Source organism: Pseudomonas sp. C6002 (assembly GCF_013385805.1).
In the GTDB taxonomy this organism is placed as follows: Bacteria; Pseudomonadota; Gammaproteobacteria; order Pseudomonadales; family Pseudomonadaceae; genus Aquipseudomonas.
The window spans coordinates 89394-109159 of record NZ_JACAPH010000021.1 but is presented as its reverse complement, the minus strand read 5'-3'; the positions used below and the strand labels follow the sequence as shown (position 1 = coordinate 109159).

The following is a 19766-nucleotide window of genomic DNA, read 5'->3' as shown; positions in this document are numbered from 1 at the left end:
AGATGCAACAAAGGCGGATTGGAAATTTGATTTTTGGTTGGGATTACCGGTGACCGGCATGGATTCCGATCGGGACGTCTAGCCCTCAAAAGGCTAGGCGTTAGGAGAGATCAAACTAGTAGTGGCCAATTGCTCTGCTTTCAGGTATCACAATATCTCGGTATCTCGCCGACGGGAGAGTGAAATGGCAGTTTTGATTTCAGGAAATCAGATTATCGGCGCAATAACTGGAATTTTAGCTCCAGCGGATGCGGACATGCAGGTTATCTCCAATAGTTTCCAAGGGGTGAAAACGGCTGTTCAACTTTATCAGCCTCTACCGCTAAAAAAGCTGGGGATTCCAGCCAACGCACCAATGGACCAAGTCAATGAGGCGCTTGAGGCGTTTAAGAAAATCCCAGATGCATCGGTTGAACAAGCTACTTCGGCTATTTCGGCATCAAGACTTGGCCAGTGGCTAGGCAATGCTGAAAAGATAGCGAAGGTCGCAAACAGCCTTGTTCTCATGGCTAAAGCAGGGAGTGATTTCCTGAAGTAGTGGTTTATGCATGGCCCGCGCTCCGAAAAGTCAGAGGCTACGAACAGGTTGAGTTATGCGGTCTTTCGATTTCGTCGCCAAGTTCTGGCGGGTCGTCGTCGAGAGAGTTGAGGCCCGCGGCCCGAATGAGTTGCGACACCTTTTCAGTAACAACAAAAGGTGTCGTGACTCACTCAAGTGCCTGCCTGGCGGCGTTGAGTCTCAAGGTCCGATTCGCGAGTTACATCGACAACTCTCTCAGCTTCCTTTCCGTCGCACGATCAAACTGGAGGAGAAGGGCTTCAGATTGCTCCTCAGTGATGGCGCCAGTGCAAGTCAGCCCGATCACAAAGCCATTCGCTTTGGCACCGCACTTCACCGCAACGATCATTGATCCAGCATTGGCTATTTCGCTCAGAATTTTTTCAGCGGGGCGCAATGCTGCGACTGGTAAGTCGAAACTGAAACTGTTCATCATCTACTCCACACACGCAAAGTTCTAAGGCTCTAGGCCTCCCGGGGCTTTTTGCCCTCTATAAATCACGACTGCTGCAGTAAAGCGGGGTTCAAAATAATGAAAGGATCCGGCTTATGAGCTCAGGCTGGCGAAAAATATTCGTCGCCTGGATCGTTGTGTAATTCTCGCAGACTTTCGCTATGAAAGGCTCGCGCCACGTTTTCGCTAATCACGATTTCGTGGCGCGGATACAGCAAGAACTCGATCAACTCGTCGTCGCCCATCAAGTCCATCTTCATGATGGCGATCTGCAGAACCTCGCTGATGATCGGCGTCTTGCCTCTGGTGCAGATCCGCTCCATGGCCTGCTCGATTCCAGGCCTGACCTTGTGCCGCAATTCCTTCTCGGCGACCGCCAGGCGCTTCTGCGCTGCTTTGGCCGATCGTTCCTGAACAGTCTTGGCCATGGCCTACCTCTTCTATTCCTCTGGCCGGCAGTGCGAGCCAGGTTTGACGTTTGCGTTGCTGGGTGCGGGCTATGCGGCGCATCGAGTGGCCCTCCGGACCAGCTTTGGATAGTCGATCCCGTGCGCCGCGATGATCCGCTCGAATGCCTTGTTGCTGATCGCCAGCTTCCCGCAGCACTGTCGGCGGGAAATTCCCAACTCCTTGAAAGCCTTGATGCGCTCGGCGAACTTCGCGTCGCGTTCCTTATCGACTGTGTTGTGCACCAAGTTCCGGGCACCGCCTCTCGTTGGCGCCTTGAACGTGATGTCGTACCGGGCGGCGTAGTTGTAGATGAGCCGACGGCTGACACCGAGTGCAGCAGCTACTTCGGTTTGGGTGTGCGTAACGCCGAGTTGACGTATTTGCTCAGCGAGCTTGAGTCGTTCCTGGGTGCGGATATCGTCCTTATCGAGTGGTAGGGGAGACGCTTCAACCCGCCGCCGAACAAACGGCTTCGGCGCTGGCGGCTCCTGAGGCACATACACGACGGGCTTCGGTGGCGGCGGAGGCTCGGCAATTTCGATTTCGCCGCCGGCCGCCACAAACTCGGCGACCTGGGCCGCGAGTTCATCCGAGGCCGGGCGTAGTGCCTCGACCAGGCTGAGGTTGTTGCTGATCATGATGGCCTCACTTGATCCGTATCGAACTGTCGCCGCGCTCCAGATGAGCCCAGGTTGGTTCGGGTAGTAGTTCGTGTTCGGCGTCTTCACCGGCGGCCATCCGCTTGCGCACAGCCTCGTTGTGATCGCGGATTTCCTTGAGCTTGGAGGCGATGGCTTTTTTGTCTGGGGTGATGCTTGATTTCACAGAGGTCAACTCATCCGGCACCGCATCCTCGTTGTCAACGATCACCCGTTCGCTGCCCATGGCCAGGGTGATGGTGAACAGCGGCCGCTTGATCGACTTGATGTTGGCGGCTTCCATGTTGCGGCGCAGGTAGTCGCTGATCTGCGAGACGCTGTTGGACTTGATCCGTTTGAGTTCGGCCAGGCGTTCGATCTCGTTGTCGATCGCTGTCACGTCGCTTTCGATGTTCCGGCGCAACATGACGATGGTGTCGGCCTTGTCGTTGAAGTCGCCTTGAACCTCGTCCATGGCGTGCTGCAGGGCCTCTTTCAAGCCTTCGTCGTCGGTGTCGGCCATGGCCTGGAGTTCGGCGAGTTTGCCGGTGAGTGCGTAGAGTTGGGTCATGCTGCGGCCTCCGTGCCTTTTTCAAGCACAGCTTTGCGCTCCTCGAATGCTCGAGTGATTCGCGCGATGAAGGTGGGTTCGTTGCGACGAGTTGCCTCGCGGATGTATTTCACGTTCAGAAGCTTGAGTTCGTGAGTCGTGACGGCCTTGCCGATGGTTTCGACCGCTGAGGCAAGCCAGTCGACACGCTCTTGTTTTTGGCGAAGTATCTCGGCGTCCTTGTCCTCGGCTTTTTCAAGCTTGAACTCTTCGGTGATGGTGTCGACGTAGGTCGGATCGTCGAACATGCCCATGTAGATGTCGGCGGCGAACCCCAACGGCTGCAGGCATTTACCGATGGCGTCCGTCAGTGATTTTTTCGCTGCGTCCCAGTCAGTAAGAATCTTTCCCTGCTGCAGGTAGATAAATGGCGTATGGCCGTAGTGCTGAACCGTGCATTTTTGCCCGGCGTTGCCCAGGTACCAAAGTTCGATTTTTACGGTGTGCAGCTTCGCGCAGATCATTGGAGCCTCTGGCCACTCTTTTGTGGGTGCCTGGAGCGGTGCACCCTCGTCGAATCGATCCTCAAGGACGCTCCAGCCCCAGCCCTCACCGCATGGTCCGAAAATTTCTGTTGCCTTGCGCATTAGGTAGGTTGGCCTGATCGCAGTGCCCTTAAAGCCACCTGCGCCAGTGTATTTTTTAGTAGCGTCAGGGTCGGTTGTGTTGACCTGGTCCCAAATTCTCGTGTTCTCGGACATTACTTATTCCTCCAGCCGTCAGCACGCTTGACCAGCTCCTTGAAGGAGGCCGCGGGCAGCCTGCTCATGTATTTTTTGTTGTCGCGATACCATTCTTCCAGGGCAGCTTTGGGCGTCTGGATGGCCACGACGTGGGCGACCTGCTGTTTGTATGAGGTCGAGTTGGCGACTTGCGAGTGGAATGTCCGGCTCACCACTACGGTGTTGGTCATTCCCTGCTTGACCAGGGTGTTCAACTCTTCCTGGGATTGAACGGCAATGGCGCCCGGGTGCTTCTGCTGGAACAACCTGTAGCAGGCCTCTCTCACAAGCTCGGTGCTGCCGTACTCGACGTATTCAACGTCGGGAATTCCGGCCTCGATCTTCTCCGCCACTTCATCCAGGCGCCCGGTGTCGATCCAGGCGTTTTTGGATACCTGTTTCAAATCCCAACCGCTGACCGTCTGGCGGTCACGCTCAAGCTGCAGGTGTTCGGGGAGGATGTCGTAGCCGTAGGTCAGGTCGGTGTCGCAGACGAAGAGCGTGCCGACGTACAGCTTGCCAGGCCGGGATGGCAGGATATGGCCGTACTTGGTGCCGATCACGTCGCTCATAGGCGGCTGCATGCGCAGGCACATGCTGCGGATTTCGGTTTCATCTTCCTCGGTGAGGCCGGAGACAACGAACTCAACGCCCTGATTCTGCCGATGCGCCGGCGTCTCGTTGATGCACAGCACCTCTGCGTCGAACTGGTCGCTATGCCGGAACTCAGGTACCCACTGCTTGTTTCCGTTCCAAACCTTCACGTCGTAGCCGTTGCGGGTCAGCACCAGCAGGGCGATCTTGTAGCCTTCGCCGAAGCTGCCGATGGCGTCGGATCGGTCGGCCTTGGACGTGCTGCCCAGCACCAGCGTGCTGGCTTCCAGCCTTGCGAAGCGGCTGGTGATGAACAGTTGACCTTCGGCAAAGGCGTATTCGAAAGGCGATTCACTGTCCAGGGCGTTCTGTACCAGCTCCCGGATAGCCTCTTTCAGACCCCAGTGGCGGACGTAATCGCGGGACAGGGGAAGTTCATAGGATTTGGAACGGATGCGATCTGCAATTGCTGCGAGCATGACTATCTCCCGCGCCATCCTTGCGGTGGGCGCTGTGCGGAATGGTTTATTGAGTGATCAGGCCGCCGATGGCGGGGCCCAGGAATACAACTGCGATGAAGGTCAGGCCGACGATGGCCGAGGTCAGGCGGATGGTTTGGCGGGTCGTCATGGTATGCACCGCTCGCTACCGCCGCAGTAGCTGTAATCGGGGTGGAACTCACGCGCGTCGCAGTCGAACACGTAGTCATTCCCGCACGACCTGCACTCTGCTTTCCAAACTTTGCCGATCCGCTGCAAACCCTCGGGCTCCCGCCCCTGAGAAGCTTCGTTGCGGTAGTTGCGCTCGATTCGATTGTTACGTTTTCTCTGCGCTGCGCGAATGCGCGCGGTGTCAGTCGCGTCGAACCTTCTGAGCTTCATACCTTCACCTCATAAGCTACTGTCCACTCACCGCACATGCAGGCCCGGCCGCTCCAGGCGTGAACATTGGGGATGCCAGCGTCATGTGCCAGCGACAGGGCGCCCAGCCATTTGGTGTGGGTGAAGGCCAGGATCATGCGGTCTGCGGGTAGCTCTTCGATTTGCTCGTCGATCAGCGATTTCACTATTGGCGTGGTCATGCAGCCTCCTTGTGGTGCCTGGTGATTTTCAGCAGGCGCTGGCAGTAGTGGTTGAATTCTTCGACGGTGATCGCGTCGCCGGTGAGCATGTTGGTGATCATCCGCACCACCACCGCCTGGGCGCCGGGCTCGCTGGCGGGATGCTGCAGGGCCTCCAGCGCCTCATCTATCAGGATGTGCGGGCTCATAGGTCTGCATCCACGTCGTCTTCGCGCTCTTCCCGTTCCGCTGCTACGGCGTCTTCGGCGTAGGGCCTCAGCAGCGCTACAGCGATCTTCTCGACCGCTTCAATGGGCCGTTGCTGACCCAGCAAGTCGGCAGCGTGGGCCCGCGCATCGCTCTGGCTGCCGATCATTGCCGACAGCAGCAGGCGGGCAAACGCGTCACGCTGATCCAGGCCGTCGATCTGGCGCTGGTTCAGGTGGCCTTGCAGAACAGTGCAGAACCGGTCGAACGTCACCACCTGCGGCTGCCCGTAGCGGCGCTTCCACTTGATGTCGACGCCGCACACCAGGCGCTCCGCCGAATGCTCGAGCCAGTCAGTCACCTCGTCGCTGTCGCTGACCTCTGGAGGCAACCGAGCGTCGTAACGCTCCTGGCATATCTTCAATGCTGCGTTCATGGTCGCCTCCAAGGTGGCGGGTTGTTCACCTGTATTCGTCAACACTCATGCCTTCCGCTGGTTCCCGATAAGCGCGGGAGGGGAGAAGTGCTCGCAGCTAAAGACTGGGTAGTTGAGCTGTGGGGTAAATGGGCTAAGATGGAGAATCAACAAAGTGGAGTTACGTGCCTTGGCTAAGCAAATGAAAGCGGGAATTGACAAGCAACTTGCGGAAATACGTTCTCGTTTGCAGTTTGGACATGTAGAAAGCTCCTACTACGAAACAGCATCTAGGATTTTTTCTTTAGGCCAAGTTCTAAAGAGGATTGAAAATACTGGCGAAAGAGAGTTGTTTCGTTATTTTCCTGTAGCTGCAATTGCTATACTTGAGTCGCACTTTAGAGCGACGATATCGTTGATAGTTGATCAAGGGACGCCATATTTTGAGCGAGGTTTGAGTCTTGTTGGTGAAAAATTAAAGGCAGTTGAAGTTATACCAATGATTCACAACAGAGCGGTAACGGTTGGAGAACTCGTTGCCTATAGCCTGCCATTCAGCTCCTTGGGCCACTTGGTGACCGCCTATGACGAAATTCTTGGCAACGACATAAAAAAGTTAGCCACAACAATAGAAGACCCTTATTTCGCCCGGCAAGGGAAAGGTGACAGGTCGCCATTAATAGACGACGTTTCCGCGCTTTGGGGCGATTTGGCGAAGTCCTTCGAGGCCAGACACATCCTGGCGCATGAGTCTGCATCTCAATACGAAATTAGCTTTGAAAGAGCATCCGCAACGGTCGAAAGTGTGAAGAGCTTTACGGAGGCTATTGATGCGATTTTGTGGTCGACCGCATGGAAGGAAAAACCGTTAACCCAGTATGAGATGAATGTAAGTGCTTATGAAGAATATAAGGCTACAAGGAGATTGTTGGCTAAAGCAATAAAGGCTAAGAAGCAGGAGCTTGACGAGGTAGAGGATAGGGCTAGATTCCGACGTTTACATTTACAATGGAAAAAGTGGACTTTTGAATGGTGTAATTTTGATGCGGACAGGTTCATCGGTGGCTCAATGAGGCCAATGATTCTAGCTGGCTGCCTTCAACAAAGCGCGAAGAATAGATTAAAAGAAGTTGTCAATATGACTGGTGTTTGATTTTGGAGTCGAGCGTCAGCCTTAGCGCTCACGCGACTACCGCCTTCGAGCATCATATTCAGACAGCCATAATTTAGCCTTAGCGTCAGGCGATCAATTCAGGGTATTCCGTTCGGCGTACCATCCGCACCTGAGCCATTCGCCTTTCCGGCGTCCGTCGATCACAACGCAACGAGTCGTCACTGATCATCGAGTGCATGGCAATCAGCGCCGCCAGCACAATGCAAACCGGCGTGATGATCTGGCGCTTCATGGCCTCGGCTAACAAAGCAGTGCGCTTCGTGACGCCCAATTTGAACATCGCATTGGTCAGGCGCTTCTTGACTGTGCCGGCCTCTATGCCTGCCTCCAGGGCGATCTCTTTCGAGCTGAAACCCTGGGCAATCCAAAGCAGAAACTGAAGCTCTCGCGGCGCCAAGCCACGTCCGAGGTGGCCCTTCCATCCGCAGTTGATGATCGTTGCTTCCATCGTCGTGATCCTGGGTTGGTTTCCCGTTAGGCCCTGTTGCCAAGGACTATCGGTGAAACCCCCGACCTCGCTACTGGCGTCAGGCCGGGGTTGTTGCGTCAGCGGTGTGGCCCGTTGCCCGCTGCTGATTGCAGGGCTGGCCGTTCGTCTTCGGTGTGGGCTTCGAGCTTCCTACTCACAGCGTCAAACAGCATCTGTTCGCCATGGATCACAGGTCCTTACAACATGCACGCTACAGCTCTGAATGCCCTGGCTGAGTGGGGTAGGGTGCATGAGGTCCGGCGTTCCCAGCCGAGGCTATCGGGATCGCTAATTCTTGAATTCGGTGTTTCATCTCCACCACGCGCATCGCCCGATTCATATCTCTGGCCGGCGTCACACATTTCGTGGACGGTGTTATTCGCCGACCGGCTTGCGTGGTTTCGCGTACTCACATCTGGTGAGCACGGCCAGTTCCAGAGCTGGCGTGGAGATCGAATTTATTGCTCGCACTGTGCCCATTGCTGGGGATCGATCTGCGAGGTTCCCGTGCTGTTAAAGAGCGGCGGGCTGTGAGGCCCTTCGCAGTCCCTCGTAAGTCGCTGCGATGAAGCAAATATAGGTAATCCCATATTTAACGTCAATGGGTATTCCCATATATTTTATGGGAGGCGATAAAAAGCCCGCTCACTGGCGGGCTCATTTAGGATTCGCAGTACTCGCGCCAGCCGATCCGGACGGCTCCGTCTTCCAGGTGCTCGACCCTTATGCCGGCGGTGTCGCCGATGTCTTGGATGACCTGGCGCCACGCTTCAGGGCTTTCGTCGTCGCGCCTGGATACCTCCACCAACTGAATCCTCTGGACCCGGGGAGAAGCGATCAAGCCTTGCAGGCGGCGGCCAACAAGCTCGTAGGAATTTCGTGGTTTTGATGCGGAGTAGGGTGCCTGGTTCATGCTTCGCTCCTTGCAAATACTGTATGCATACACAGTATTGGTGCTGACATATCTTGGCAATAGTGCGGCGCGAAGTTTCATGCATAAATGCATATTTTTAAGGAGGTATTTTTCGGCGGGCATGAAAAAGCCCGCGCTTGGCGGGCTTGAGGTTGATCGGGAGAGCTACGCGTCAGGTGCCACAATATGGATTTCGCCGAGAAGGTCGCTCACTGAGCGGATGTTGTCGCGCGCACATAGCGCCTCAGCCTCCGAGGCAAATGGTCCGACAGCGACGTATTTGGCCGATCCTTTCGTGGTCGGGAGCCCCAGGCGCTTCACTGACCGGGTTGCCTCTGCGTGAGCCCATGGCTCGCATTCCACCCGCACAGTCCATCCTGACATCAAGGGTGCTTGTGAGGACAGTACTGGGAGCACGTCACCACCACAATGTTTGCACTTGATGGCTGCTCTTTTGATGTTCTCTGCACAGAGCGGGCAGAGGCGGGTATCTGTCTCAGCCGCTGATTGCGGCGCAGTGGATTTTCCGCCGAGAAGCACCATAAGCAAGCCGGCGAGTATGATCACTCCGCCGACAATCGTGTGCACCTGGCGGTCTGCCATGAGGCCTAGGTTGTTGACCCGGCCACCCGCGCCGGTCGAGACGGACACATCCATACTCAGCGCGAATATGAGCCAGCAGATGCCAGCTATCAGCGCGAACGTCCCAAATCCTTTCATTGGATCCCTCCGTAATTGAGCTCGCACTTTACCATTCATGGCGTACAGCCACCATCAAAGAGGCAGGGCGTGCAGCCAACAAAAAGCCCGCTCGATTGCGGGCTTTCTGTAACACCTGGGGCGCCGATCCTTCAGCACCGCTAGTGTGCAATCTGGCGGATTGCCATCTCAATGGTGGCACTGCGAAGGGCAAAGTTAAGAAATCCGGAACTGGATTTACTTCGCGCGACTTAGTCCCCGGCAAAGAAAAGCCCACGATTGCGTGGGCTAACTAGATAAAAGTTAGAGCTAATTAACAACCACCTCAAAAGCCTTACTGAACTCGTGACCATTTATATCCATCGTTAACAAATGGAGGCCTGACTTCTTAAATTTGGTATTAATGAACTTGCCAGCAACCACAAGCATTGATGTTTTTTGATCCTTTGGGACAGGAACCACACCGTCTGCAATAAGTTCGCCATCCGGGTCAGTGATCTTTATTTCTACAGACAAAGAGTCCGAAAGCCCTTCAAATTCACCATACGCCGAGACGGTGTGTAGTGCATGATCCTGCCCTGGGATAAGGTCAAGTGAAATGGCTTGATGCGTAATCCCCATTATTGAAAAACGATCATTGAGCTCGGCTCTGATATCTTCAGCTATTAACAGTGTATAGTTTGGAGATTTTTTTTTCATTCTGTCCTGCTACCACAAAATTCAAAATTAATAGCGTTTAAGCCCAGTGGAGAGTTTATGGTTTGCTCCACTATTGTCGGAAGAAACGCAGTTTGTGCAGCCATGACGACCTCTTTGAAAAAAGAGAACACAGGACTGTCTGCTGGCTTTTGCGGTATTGCAGGCGGAATATAAATTTCCGTTTGAACAGAGGCGAGCGCACGCCGTTGCTCATCAGCCTGAACGAGTACTTCTATAAGGGCTGGCTTTAAATCTAGAACTCTAAGCATGTTATCAACTGCAACCGACTGCTTGATAACTCCCGATTCATACTTAGAGAAAGCATTCCCTCCTCCTCCGATTATAGAGGAGGCAACTCTCTGGGAGAGCTTTAGTTTTTTTCTGATTCTATGCACTTCGTGAGTTGATAGAAGCCCGTCAACTGCGCGTTGAAAGTTGATGTTTAGTAGCTTGTTGTATTTGGTTTGTGCATGCGTGGCAACACAAGAACCGCAAGTGTCACACTTGGACGACTCAAAAACGTCTGCCATGCAGGTTACATTTTTATAGCTTATCTCTCTTGAAAAGTGATAGCTATGGAGATGTCCCTCGCAGCACACCGGGCAAATCTCTAAATTGTTCATAACTTATCTCTATGAACTGAAAAAAATAAAATCATCGAACCTAGTTTGTTTATTGAGAATTTCAAATAATAACTACATTGACGAATATCTCTTTCCGAGGGAAGCTTCTCAGCTCTCCGAATTCGGTACGAATCTGCCTCGAACCATGGACTGATCGAGGAAAATTTGCACCACTCAGATCCGTTGTAATGCCTCTCTCGGAGATTCATAACCAGATCCGCCAAGTCTTGCTCATCCATGCAATAGTCAATCATTTCTCCTGATCCATCCTCTGTGGCAACGTGTATACCCTTGTATCCTTTTTGTCGGATGAGGGCGTGCACGGATGCCAAGTCGTGGCATGGTCCATCGTCGATTTTTCGATCTGCATCGCTCGGATGCGGCCTGGATGGCGGCAGGCGTTTTTGATTATTAACCATAATGGGTACAAACGCTAGACATCACCCACATCTTCCTTGTTCCCCTGTCCACCGCAAACCTTCCTATTTTTTCGGTTTGGAGCCTATTTTGATCAGAATTTCACGATAATCAGAAATTGTATGATGGCCCATTGATGCCTGTCGACCATCATTTGAAGAGGTGCTATTCGGAGACGCGTAAAGCACATCGCCACACAAAGCATTGAAAGAAATGGATCTGCGCTATCAGCTCAATCACGGCCACGAAAACGCAGAGCGCAATGGGGCCGGGGCTAAAGATGCGTGCGATCAGGTCAGCTTCCGCTTAGCCAGCCTGTGTCGAAAGCGTCAGGAATCGCCATGAGAAACGTCATCAAGAAAATGACTCTAACCCTTTTCAGAAGCTTTGCTTTCGCCATGAGGTCGAAGGTTGTCCAGCGGCGGAGGGCATCAGTAAAACTTCTGCAGCGCCTGCACAACCACGCCCACGATCCGGCAATTCTCGTCAACTGCCTCAATGGGGTAGCTCGGATTCAGCGGTTTTAGGAACAGCCGGCCGCCGTCGCTCACCAGCTTCTTGAATGTGGCTTCGTTACTGTCCGGCAGCTTGGCCACGACCAGCTTACCTGGTGCGGCTTCAGCTTCGGTGTCCACCAGGATCAGGGTGCCTTCGGCGATGCTCTGGCCGGCGGGCGCCGTCATTGAGTCACCTTTGACCGTCAGCCAGAACGCCGGGCCTTTGGAGTCGTACTCCGAAAACTCGTAGGTGTCCGAGATTCCAGCCGGGTAGGGCTCCACTGCTTCCGCCCAGGCGCCGGCGGCAACCCAGCTCACAACCGGGTAGCGGAATGATTTGGTGGGCTGGGCGGCAGGGGAGACGTTCGATTCACCAGAGCCGGACGTTAACCCAGGAGCCAGCATTGGCCCGATCTCGTCTGAGAGCCATTTGGCGTTAACCCCGCATGCATCGGCGATCTTCACGACGTGTGCGGTGGCTTTCGATTTTCCACGCTCAAGGTCAGAAATCGACGTCTGCGTGATACCAGCTTTAGCGGCCAATTCGCCCTGATTGAGCTTGGCGTGCCGGCGCGCTGCCTTTAAACGATCTTTGAATTCCATCCAGCGAGTATTACGGGTGATCCCATATCCTTGCAAATCGGTATTCCCATAACCTACTATATGGGTATTCCCGTATGGAGGGGCAGCATGAACACTATTTATAAGGACCTCGTTGCCTTCTTCGGCACTCAGGAGGTCACGGCTGAAAAGCTCAAGGTTGATCAAAGTACCGTTTCCGGTTGGGTTCGCGAGAAGCATGGCATGTCTCCAGTGGTTGCCAAGCGAGCGGAGGCGTTGACCGGAGGTGCCTTCAAAAAAGAATCCCTTTGTCCGTCGTTTCCATGGGCCGAGATGGCCGCCTAAGCGACATCCCTGTCCGCCGTTCCATTGAAGCCAGATTAGAAGAGAGCAGTCCCCATGCAAACGTCCAGTTCCAGACACAACGTACAAACCCGTGATCAGGTTCTGGTTGCCCACGCTGCAAACCAGATCGCGCGCACCAGCTTGAGCCAGGACGACTTCGCCCAGGCGCTGAGCCGCGAGCTTCATCTGTTGTGCCCGGAGAAGGCGATCGCCAAAGAGGTGCCGGACTTCGCAGCGCTGACCTTACAGAACGACGTTGCCGACTTCGTGAAGGCGACCGGCCGCTGGCTCAAGCGTGTTCAACGCTGGTTGTCCGGCGATCAAGAAATGCCGTCCTGGCTAGAAGAGTCGTGGGTCAACGCCCTTGAGCCTGAATTCCGTGACCACTGCGTGAATGAGCTGGCGAGCCGTCATGGCTTGACTGGCGCCCGCCAGATGACCAGTGACCAATGCGCGAACAAAACCTTCGGCGCGCTGATCCGCGCCCTGGGCGATGTGATCGACACCGGCAGCGAAGTCTTCGACGACCAGGTGATGTGCGAACTGGATCTGCCGCACTTACCGGCGTTCGCCAAGCAGTGCCGCCAGGTTGAAGCGAAGGCGGGGGAGTTGGGGCGTCGTGCGGAGCAGTTGCTCGCCGGGGCGCGGCCATTGAAATCCATCGCCTGAATTTCAGACACAAAAAAGCCGACGTACGAGGTCGGCTTCTTCAACAGCTTTAAGCGAGAGAAATCATGCCAAACATTTTTGCGTTACACAACCCTCGGGGATTCACCCGTATGGACAATAGCCTTATGGAGGCATTGGCTACGGTTGACCTGCCAGCGCGTGAGCTGCGCGTGCTCATGGCCATTGCACGCCAGACCATCGGCTATCAACTGGAAACCAAACGCCTGACTGCCGACGATATCGGCAAACAGACCAACTTGCGCCGTGACGTCACGTCGAAGGCGATCAGCCACCTCCTTGAGCGCCGGATCATTTTTCGCGTTGGTGGGAGCCGTGGGGATATCGGCATCGCGCCTGTCCGCGAGTGGTCTTTCTTCGAAGAAAAACAACCGAGTCTCACTGAGACCAAAACGTCTCACTCAGACAATATCGTCTCACTGAGACCGCCTGCGAGTGAGACCAAAACTGCTCACTCCCTTCTTTATACAAAGAAAGAACCCCTATTAACTCTTTCTTCGAAAGAGATTAATCCGCCCCAAGATCCAGTCGAACCTCCGAAGCCTGACCGCAAGACTCCGTTCGGCATGGCGCAGTTGTTGGCCGACAACCCGCACAACGTCCCTGAGCAACTGCTGGCCGACTGGCTGACTCAGCGCAAAGCCAAGCGTGCAGCAGTGACAGCCACTGTCTGGTCGACCGTGAACACCGAGCTGGCCAAGTGCGCCGAGGCCGGGATCACCCCAGACGACGCAATCACCGAAGCGCTGAATTCCGGCTGGCAGGGTTTCAAGGCTTCCTGGGTGATCAAGCGTCTGTCGGAATCCGCACCGGTGCAAGCGCCCCAATCGAGTCACACAGGCTTTGCCGAGCGCAACTACACCGATGGCCTGATTCAGCGTGAGGACGGTTCCTATGCGATCTGAGCCTGCCCAGCAAACCCCTGAACTGCCGCCAGGCACCCGCATCCAGCCCGCCGAGTGCGAGACCCACGGGCACTACGACCAGAAGATTTTCCCGGTGCTGGGCAAGGAGCTGAAGAGCGGTTGCCCTGAGTGCGGCCGGATCATTCGCGAGAAGGCTGAAGCTGCCGAACTGGCCAACAAGGCGATGGAGCTCCGCATGGCCATGGAGCGCAAGCTCGGCGCCGCGCTGATCCCCAAGCGCTTCGCCAGCAAGACCCTTGACGGGTACGTCGCCACCACGACTGAGCAACGCAAGGCGCTGAACACCTGCCGCCGGTACGCCGCTGAGTTCGCGCAGATCGCCGAGACGGGCCGCTGTCTTTTGCTGCTTGGCAAACCCGGTACCGGAAAGACGCACCTGTCCGTGGCGATCGCCAACGAGATCATGGCCAAATCCAGCGCGACCGCGGTGTATCGCACGATCGGTGCCGTGCTGCAGGCCATCCGCGCCACATACGACCACTCTGGTGACCAGAGCGAAAGCCAGATCCTGTCGAGCCTGATCAGCCCCTCGCTGCTCATCCTGGACGAGATCGGCGTCAGCAAGGAGAAGCCCAGCGACTTCGAGCTGACCACGCTGTTCGCAATCATCAACGGCCGGTACGAAGAGCTGCGCCCGACGGTGATCGTTTCCAACCTGGATGGGCAGGCGCTGCCAGGGGCCATCGGCGAGCGCTGCATTGATCGGCTGCGGGAGGGCGGGGTGATCGTCATTCCGTTTGACTGGGAATCGCAGCGTGGAAAGGAGGGTTTCTGATGTCCGACAAAATCAGCGTCAACTGCCAGGCCAAGCTCTCCGAAGTCATCACCAAAATCAGCGCTATGTACAAAGACAAGAAGTTTGTCGTGGTGACCCTGCGCCCGGGCAAGGACCGCACGCTCGACCAAAACCGGTTGTGGTTCGGGATGTACAAGCGCATCGCCGAGATGACCCAGATCGGCGATGCGGCCGACGCTCGCCGTTACTGCAAGCTGCACTTCGGCGTGCAGATCCTGCTGAATGAAGATGCTGGCTTTCAGGCCGAGTGGTACCGGGTAATGCGTCATCTGCCCTACGAAACGAAGCTGGCCATGATGGGGGAGTGCCACTTGTTCGGCCCCGACGGCTTTCCGGTGACCAGCCTGTTGAACCGTGCCCAGGGCATCAATTACACCGACCGCATCGCCACCTATTTCACAGGCCAAGGTGTGGTTTTTACTGATCTACTCAGCAAGGAGGCTGCATGATCGCCAAGCAACCCAAACCAAAGAAGTGCAAGAACCCGGCATGCGGCATCAGCTTCCCGCCGCAGCGCCTGGGCCAAGCCGTGTGCAGCCCGAAATGCGGCCTGGCCATCAAGGACGTGAACCAGGCGAAGGCCCGCAAGTCACTTGCCCAGGTCGAGCGCCGCGAGATCAAGGTCCGTAAGGAGAAGCTGAAGAGCCGCGGCGAACACATGCGTGAGGCTCAGCAGGCGTTCAACGAGTACGTCCGCACCCGGGACCAGGCCGCCGGGCACCCCTGCATCTCCAGCGGCAAGCCGTTGGACTGGAGCGGCAACGCAGTCGATGCAGGCCACTACCGCAGCGTTGGCTCCGCACCGCACCTGCGCTTCGATGAACGCAACTGCCACGCCCAGAGCAAGCAAGACAATCGCTTCCTTTCGGGCAATGCCGTGGACTACCGGATCGGGCTGATCGCGCGCATCGGGCAGGAGGCCGTCGACGCCCTGGAAGCTGACCAGAGCGTGCGCAAGTACTCCGTCGAGCAGATCAAGGGCATCAAAGCCTACTACCGGGCAAGGACCAGAGAACTGAAGAGGGCTGCAGCATGACCTATCGCAACGTTGTTTCAGCAGTAGTTCGAGCCCTTGCGGCGGAGACCATCAGTTCCGCCGGCGGCTGCGACTTTGAACCCAAGGTGCAGTGCGCCAAGCAGAAGGGGGAGATCGTCGGTAAGGAGGCGGCGTTTCTCCAAGACTGCTGGGTATTCGGCCGACTGCACAAAGCGCTCACCCCTGCACACTGGCGCGCACTGGTAGCGAAGTACTCCACTCACGAAGAGCGCAAGCACGGAGCCATTCTGGAGCTGCTGAATTCGGTAAAGACTCCAGCACCGAAGCGCTTTCGGGAATGCGCCGTGCTGACCTGGGCTATTCCTCAGATAGCAGGCGCCGACGGCAAGCGCTCCGCCGCGGTGCTGCCAGCGGCATGGTACGACATCACCAATTGGGACAATGACGGAAAGCCAGAGTCGACCCGATATCGTTGGCGTTCATCCATACGAAATTCTTTGGATGGCCAGGTGAATGAGGCGCTGATGGCCGCTCAAGAGATACTTGACGCCGAGGGGCTAATGGAGAAGTTCATGGCGTCATAATTTGCTGCGGCAATGAACTGGACAGATGGCCTGAGCGACATCAGCTTTAAGATCGGCGGGAGGTGATAACAGGCTTCCCGCCGACAGGTTTTGATGGACTACAAGGACTCGGTGCCTGGCGTTCTAGTCCCATCACATACCGAGCTGAAACCACCTTGCGCCAGCCATTTTTCTAATGGTTCCGCTTTCAGGGGTTTTGTTATCAGGTATCCCTGAGCCTCTGAACACCCCCAGAGCGTGATCAGGTCCAGAATGCTTTGGGTTTCGACGCCCTCTGCTACGACTCTATAGCCTAATCCTCTGGCAAGCTCGATGAGTGTCTTAACTAGCCGTTTATCTTTTTCGTTGGTGTTGAGGTTGCTGATTAGTGACTGGTCTAATTTAACCGTACTCACAGGCAGTTGCCTTAGATATGTCCAGTTGCTGTAGCCAGTGCCGAAGTCGTCCACGGAAACTTCAATGCCTAACGCGCGGGCGCGCTCAAGCTGCTCAATAACTGTCTTCGGGTCTGACATGAGCATGCTTTCCGTGAATTCAAGCTCTAAATTTTTCGACAGAAGGGCGCCGTTGTTTATATATTCTGTAATTTTATTTAAGAACTTAGAGTTCTCAAGATCACTGACAGTGACATTCATGGAAATTCGTAATTCAATACCTTTGCCGAGCCACTCCTTGGCTTGGTCAACTACGGCGTCAAGTACCCAGAAGGTAATTGCATGCATCAACGCAGTTTTCTCTGCAAGTGGTATAAATTCTGCGGGACTGATAGGCCCGAGCGTAGGATGATTCCACCGGATCAATGCTTCAACATTTTCACATGCTAGACTAGGTAATGTGACTTTCGGATGAAAAGTTAAGCTCAGCTGATCTTCAGACCGAACTGCATCAGACAGGGAGCTCAATAGGGTAAACGCTCGCTGCTGAGCTGCGTCCAACTCAGGTTGATACATCGCCCAGCCCAAGTTTCGAACCCTTGCGTCATCAGCTGCCCCTACGACTAACCGTAGCCAGTCCCTCTCTTTTGCATCGGCGATTTTCAATACTCCAATACCTGTCTGCATGAGTATTGGGATTCCTTGGCAATCAACCGGCTCGTCAAAATTTGAAAGAATCTTAAGGCAGAGACCTTCCACCGGATGGCCACCTTCTAACAGAAACCCAAAACGCGTTGGACTGATTTTGTACAAGAGAGAATTCTTAGGTAATAAAGACTGAAGTCTACCCTTAACGCTGAGCATTAAATTTTGAGAAAAGCTGTAACCAAGCGCTTTTACTACGTCATTCAAAAATTTTGGAGATATTACGTCCACAGCAAATAGATCGTGCTGAATGCCGCTAGAGCTTGCTAGTCGAATATCTTCTTCCAGTCTGAGTCGGTTGAAAAGTCCGGTTGGCTGATCAATAAAATTACGGGAACGTAAACCCATAATCCGCAAGACAACGAGTTGAGCGAAATAAACGAGCATTGCTGCATCTCGCGTGCTCATTGGTTGTCGAGGTGAAGTATCTATTATGCATAGGCTGCCCAGAGAGAAACCATCACTTGTGAGAAGTGGCGCGCTAGCGTAATAGCGAATGAAGGGCGCGCCGGTGACCATGGGGTTATCTTTGAAGCGCTCATCATTCTGCGCATCCAAAACCTCTAACGCCTTCCTGTCGCGTAGAGAGTGTGCGCAGAACGAAACGTCCCGAGGTGTAGTTTGCTGCTCAATCCCGATCCGTGCCCTGAACCACTGGCGGTGCTTGTCGACAATAGAAATCAGGGCGATGGGAGCATTGAAGTATTCTGAAGTCATTGAAATCATTTTTTCGAAGACTTCGTCGTCTTGTTCATTTTGCGGGCAAAGGGCCTCAACGCGTTTTAAGCGTTCTGCTTCGTACTCAGGGAAGTGGGTATTTGCGTCCATGACTAACCTCGTGTATCACGACCATGTGGCTAAACGGTATCAGATCACCGTTAACCCTACGACTTCATTTACTTATTGAGTCAGTAGGTACGACCCATTCATGCGAAGGGAATACGACAAAATACGGGCGTTTCGCTTCTCGAAAGGACAGAGCGCATTGGATCCGCTCACTCTGCATCTATAAATCACAATGCAGAATCCGAAGAAACGTTGCATTAATTGAGAAAATGAGAGAGTATTTATTCATCGTGCCCATACACTGCATTTCGAACGGTCTTCAGCGTTGAAATCAACCAATGAGTCCGGTCTAAAGAAGGCTCCGCCAAGTACGGGGCCTCTTTCGTTTGGTTTCAGGGAAACCTGGTCAATCTCAAGGCCTCGCCATCGTGCGGGGCCTTTTTCGTTTTCGGCCCCGCCACACCCTTCGCACTTAGTAGGGAGTGCCGCCGGGGCTGACCTATTTCAAACATGCCCCACGGAGTCGAGCGCATGGAGTATCTACAGCGCCTGCTCGACAAGATCGACAGGTTCGAATTGCTGATTGCGGGCCTAGTTGGCGCCGTGATCGCCAGTTGGTGGCACAAGGACGACTTGAACGACTGGCGTGCCTGGATGATCTTCCTGATCACCGGCATGGCCTGCTCGATTTATCTGACGAGCATGGTCAGCACCTATCTGGGAGTGACCGAGCCGAAGATCGTCGCCTGTATCGGCTTTCTGTTGGGTGCATTCGGCGGCTCGCTCCTGGCGGCCATCAATCGAGCCATCAAATCCGCTGACCTCTGGGCGCTTATTCGCCAGCGGTTCGGGGGAGGCAATCCACCATGAATCTTGAACTGATCAACTCCATCGCCTGCGGCCTTATCGCGCTGTGGGCCGCCTGGTGCGTACTGAGCGGTAAGGTGAGGGACGGCATCCTCGGGAAGCTGATCTACTCGGCCATTGCCATCAGCGGTTTCGTCGTTATGGCGCGCAGCCAGAACATCTTCTTCGGCCCGACCAGCGCCGGCCTGACGTTGCATGTCGCCCTGGCCCTGGCCGGCGCTCGCCACATCTTCATGGTCACGTACTGGCAGCCAGTAAAAGCCTGGCTTTGCCGGACGCTGAACTGTGAGCACTGCCTGCACTGTGATAAGGCGCCTGGCGGTGTCGAGCGCCGAGGTAAGTAATCCGCGCCACGTTTTCGAATGCGCCAAATCGTCGCGCGTCAGCTCATGTTATTCCCGCGAACAATGAATGCGGGCTCGATAAAACCTGTGTGCGCGTCCGGCGCGTAAAACAGAGTGTGCTTGCCCAAAGCAGCGATGGTTTCCTGAAGCTCCCATGGGTTATCCGGGACTTTTATGATTAAAGAAACAACCACCTCGTCGGCGTGGTCGCCTACAACCCTAGCCCAGTCAGATAGTTTCCCCTGAAGGCTGCGAAAGGGGTCGCTCCGGCATGGACCAATTTTATTGATCCAGCAGTCTTTTCCTAGAACCCAAGCAAATATGTATTCGTGTCGAGTAATTGCCTGGTCGTCTTGGTGGTCGGAGGCCGAGGTAGCCATTGGAGCCTTGGTGAGTACTGATTGGCTCCACTCCACCGATTTCTGGTAAGTCGATACACCAGTCATGAGCGAGCCATAACCGGTGCCAGAAGCTCCTGCTATTGCCAAAGCAAGTACTGACGCCCTAAAAAAACTGACGATCTTCATGATCCGATCCCTGTGTTCATCTTGAGTTTTAGATTCTAGGGCCGGAAACATTCAATAGCGAGGCACC

At 54.8% G+C, this 19766-nt stretch carries 27 protein-coding genes; 11 read left to right on the top strand and 16 right to left on the bottom strand.

What is annotated here, in order from left to right:
* Positions 1 to 184: 184 nt before the first annotated feature.
* On the top strand, positions 185 to 538 hold the full coding sequence (locus HX817_RS14355) for a hypothetical protein (RefSeq protein WP_177040454.1): 354 nt from the start codon (positions 185 to 187) through the stop codon (positions 536 to 538).
* Between the two features lie 220 nt (positions 539 to 758).
* Here the strand turns inward: HX817_RS14355 and HX817_RS14350 are convergent, their stop codons facing one another.
* The 9 genes from HX817_RS14350 to HX817_RS14310 all read right to left on the bottom strand — a co-directional run bounded on the left by HX817_RS14350 (position 759) and on the right by HX817_RS14310 (position 5730).
* Positions 759 to 992: a hypothetical protein gene (locus tag HX817_RS14350; protein WP_177040453.1), complete on the bottom strand. Its 234-nt coding sequence runs from the start codon at positions 990 to 992 to the stop codon at positions 759 to 761.
* A gap of 122 nt (positions 993 to 1114) precedes the next feature.
* A complete protein-coding gene (locus tag HX817_RS14345) occupies positions 1115 to 1441 on the bottom strand; it encodes a hypothetical protein (protein WP_177040452.1) in 327 nt (108 codons plus the stop codon).
* 69 nt (positions 1442 to 1510) lie between these two features.
* Positions 1511 to 2101 (bottom strand): hypothetical protein, encoded by a 591-nt coding sequence (locus HX817_RS14340; RefSeq protein ID WP_177040451.1) that lies wholly within the window; start codon positions 2099 to 2101, stop codon positions 1511 to 1513.
* A gap of 7 nt (positions 2102 to 2108) precedes the next feature.
* Positions 2109 to 2672 (bottom strand): siphovirus Gp157 family protein, encoded by a 564-nt coding sequence (locus tag HX817_RS14335; protein WP_177040450.1) that lies wholly within the window; start codon positions 2670 to 2672, stop codon positions 2109 to 2111.
* Positions 2669 to 3412, bottom strand: coding sequence for a hypothetical protein (locus HX817_RS14330; RefSeq protein WP_177040449.1), 744 nt, complete (start codon positions 3410 to 3412; stop codon positions 2669 to 2671). The genes HX817_RS14335 and HX817_RS14330 overlap by 4 nt, the downstream gene beginning before the upstream one ends.
* The gene (locus tag HX817_RS14325; protein ID WP_177040448.1) at positions 3412 to 4506 is read right to left on the bottom strand and encodes a hypothetical protein; all 1095 of its coding nucleotides are present in this window, start codon (positions 4504 to 4506) and stop codon (positions 3412 to 3414) included. The genes HX817_RS14330 and HX817_RS14325 overlap by 1 nt, the downstream gene beginning before the upstream one ends.
* A gap of 398 nt (positions 4507 to 4904) precedes the next feature.
* A complete protein-coding gene (locus HX817_RS14320; RefSeq protein ID WP_177040447.1) occupies positions 4905 to 5108 on the bottom strand; it encodes a hypothetical protein in 204 nt (67 codons plus the stop codon).
* The gene (locus HX817_RS14315) at positions 5105 to 5296 is read right to left on the bottom strand and encodes a hypothetical protein (protein WP_177040446.1); all 192 of its coding nucleotides are present in this window, start codon (positions 5294 to 5296) and stop codon (positions 5105 to 5107) included. Before HX817_RS14315 ends, HX817_RS14320 begins: the two co-directional genes overlap by 4 nt.
* The gene (locus tag HX817_RS14310) at positions 5293 to 5730 is read right to left on the bottom strand and encodes a hypothetical protein (RefSeq protein WP_177040445.1); all 438 of its coding nucleotides are present in this window, start codon (positions 5728 to 5730) and stop codon (positions 5293 to 5295) included. Before HX817_RS14310 ends, HX817_RS14315 begins: the two co-directional genes overlap by 4 nt.
* A gap of 154 nt (positions 5731 to 5884) precedes the next feature.
* On the opposite strand from HX817_RS14310, the gene HX817_RS31625 reads away from it, so the two are divergent.
* Positions 5885 to 6862 carry a lysozyme inhibitor LprI family protein gene (locus tag HX817_RS31625; protein ID WP_177040444.1) on the top strand — a complete coding sequence of 326 codons (978 nt, stop codon included), beginning with the start codon at positions 5885 to 5887 and terminating at the stop codon, positions 6860 to 6862.
* A gap of 85 nt (positions 6863 to 6947) precedes the next feature.
* Here HX817_RS31625 and HX817_RS14300 read toward each other — a convergent pair whose 3' ends face one another.
* The 5 genes from HX817_RS14300 to HX817_RS14280 all read right to left on the bottom strand — a co-directional run bounded on the left by HX817_RS14300 (position 6948) and on the right by HX817_RS14280 (position 11803).
* The gene (locus HX817_RS14300) at positions 6948 to 7331 is read right to left on the bottom strand and encodes a response regulator transcription factor (RefSeq protein ID WP_177040443.1); all 384 of its coding nucleotides are present in this window, start codon (positions 7329 to 7331) and stop codon (positions 6948 to 6950) included.
* 682 nt (positions 7332 to 8013) lie between these two features.
* Positions 8014 to 8265 (bottom strand): DUF1654 domain-containing protein, encoded by a 252-nt coding sequence (locus HX817_RS14295; RefSeq protein WP_177040442.1) that lies wholly within the window; start codon positions 8263 to 8265, stop codon positions 8014 to 8016.
* Between the two features lie 1008 nt (positions 8266 to 9273).
* Entirely contained in the window at positions 9274 to 9663 is a 390-nt protein-coding gene (locus HX817_RS14290) for a hypothetical protein (RefSeq protein WP_177040441.1), read from the bottom strand.
* Positions 9660 to 10286: a type II toxin-antitoxin system MqsA family antitoxin gene (locus HX817_RS14285; protein WP_177040440.1), complete on the bottom strand. Its 627-nt coding sequence runs from the start codon at positions 10284 to 10286 to the stop codon at positions 9660 to 9662. Before HX817_RS14285 ends, HX817_RS14290 begins: the two co-directional genes overlap by 4 nt.
* Positions 10287 to 11134: 848 nt before the next feature.
* Positions 11135 to 11803, bottom strand: a complete 669-nt coding sequence (locus HX817_RS14280; protein ID WP_177040439.1) for a LexA family transcriptional regulator — start codon at positions 11801 to 11803, stop codon at positions 11135 to 11137.
* A gap of 87 nt (positions 11804 to 11890) precedes the next feature.
* Here HX817_RS14280 and HX817_RS14275 point away from each other — a divergent pair, with 87 nt between their 5' ends.
* The 7 genes from HX817_RS14275 to HX817_RS14245 all read left to right on the top strand — a co-directional run bounded on the left by HX817_RS14275 (position 11891) and on the right by HX817_RS14245 (position 16096).
* Positions 11891 to 12106, top strand: a complete 216-nt coding sequence (locus HX817_RS14275) for a YdaS family helix-turn-helix protein (protein WP_003218319.1) — start codon at positions 11891 to 11893, stop codon at positions 12104 to 12106.
* Positions 12107 to 12160: 54 nt separating this feature from the next.
* Positions 12161 to 12775, top strand: a complete 615-nt coding sequence (locus tag HX817_RS14270) for a hypothetical protein (RefSeq protein WP_177040438.1) — start codon at positions 12161 to 12163, stop codon at positions 12773 to 12775.
* A gap of 110 nt (positions 12776 to 12885) precedes the next feature.
* Positions 12886 to 13698, top strand: coding sequence for a replication protein (locus tag HX817_RS14265; protein ID WP_371317777.1), 813 nt, complete (start codon positions 12886 to 12888; stop codon positions 13696 to 13698).
* Positions 13688 to 14494 (top strand): ATP-binding protein, encoded by an 807-nt coding sequence (locus tag HX817_RS14260; RefSeq protein WP_177040436.1) that lies wholly within the window; start codon positions 13688 to 13690, stop codon positions 14492 to 14494. Before HX817_RS14265 ends, HX817_RS14260 begins: the two co-directional genes overlap by 11 nt.
* On the top strand, positions 14494 to 14964 hold the full coding sequence (locus HX817_RS14255; protein WP_177040435.1) for a hypothetical protein: 471 nt from the start codon (positions 14494 to 14496) through the stop codon (positions 14962 to 14964). Before HX817_RS14260 ends, HX817_RS14255 begins: the two co-directional genes overlap by 1 nt.
* Positions 14961 to 15551, top strand: coding sequence for a recombination protein NinG (locus HX817_RS14250; RefSeq protein ID WP_177040434.1), 591 nt, complete (start codon positions 14961 to 14963; stop codon positions 15549 to 15551). The genes HX817_RS14255 and HX817_RS14250 overlap by 4 nt, the downstream gene beginning before the upstream one ends.
* Complete coding sequence (locus HX817_RS14245; protein WP_059398246.1) at positions 15548 to 16096, top strand: hypothetical protein; 549 nt, start codon at positions 15548 to 15550, stop codon at positions 16094 to 16096. Before HX817_RS14250 ends, HX817_RS14245 begins: the two co-directional genes overlap by 4 nt.
* A gap of 98 nt (positions 16097 to 16194) precedes the next feature.
* On the opposite strand, the gene HX817_RS14240 is transcribed toward HX817_RS14245, so the two are convergent.
* Entirely contained in the window at positions 16195 to 18003 is a 1809-nt protein-coding gene (locus HX817_RS14240; RefSeq protein ID WP_177040433.1) for a GGDEF and EAL domain-containing protein, read from the bottom strand.
* Positions 18004 to 18492: 489 nt separating this feature from the next.
* Here HX817_RS14240 and HX817_RS14235 point away from each other — a divergent pair, with 489 nt between their 5' ends.
* A complete protein-coding gene (locus HX817_RS14235; RefSeq protein WP_177040432.1) occupies positions 18493 to 18831 on the top strand; it encodes an MFS transporter in 339 nt (112 codons plus the stop codon).
* On the top strand, positions 18828 to 19172 hold the full coding sequence (locus tag HX817_RS14230; RefSeq protein ID WP_177040431.1) for a hypothetical protein: 345 nt from the start codon (positions 18828 to 18830) through the stop codon (positions 19170 to 19172). Before HX817_RS14235 ends, HX817_RS14230 begins: the two co-directional genes overlap by 4 nt.
* A gap of 38 nt (positions 19173 to 19210) precedes the next feature.
* On the opposite strand, the gene HX817_RS14225 is transcribed toward HX817_RS14230, so the two are convergent.
* Positions 19211 to 19699: a hypothetical protein gene (locus tag HX817_RS14225; RefSeq protein ID WP_177040430.1), complete on the bottom strand. Its 489-nt coding sequence runs from the start codon at positions 19697 to 19699 to the stop codon at positions 19211 to 19213.
* Positions 19700 to 19766 lie beyond the last annotated feature (67 nt).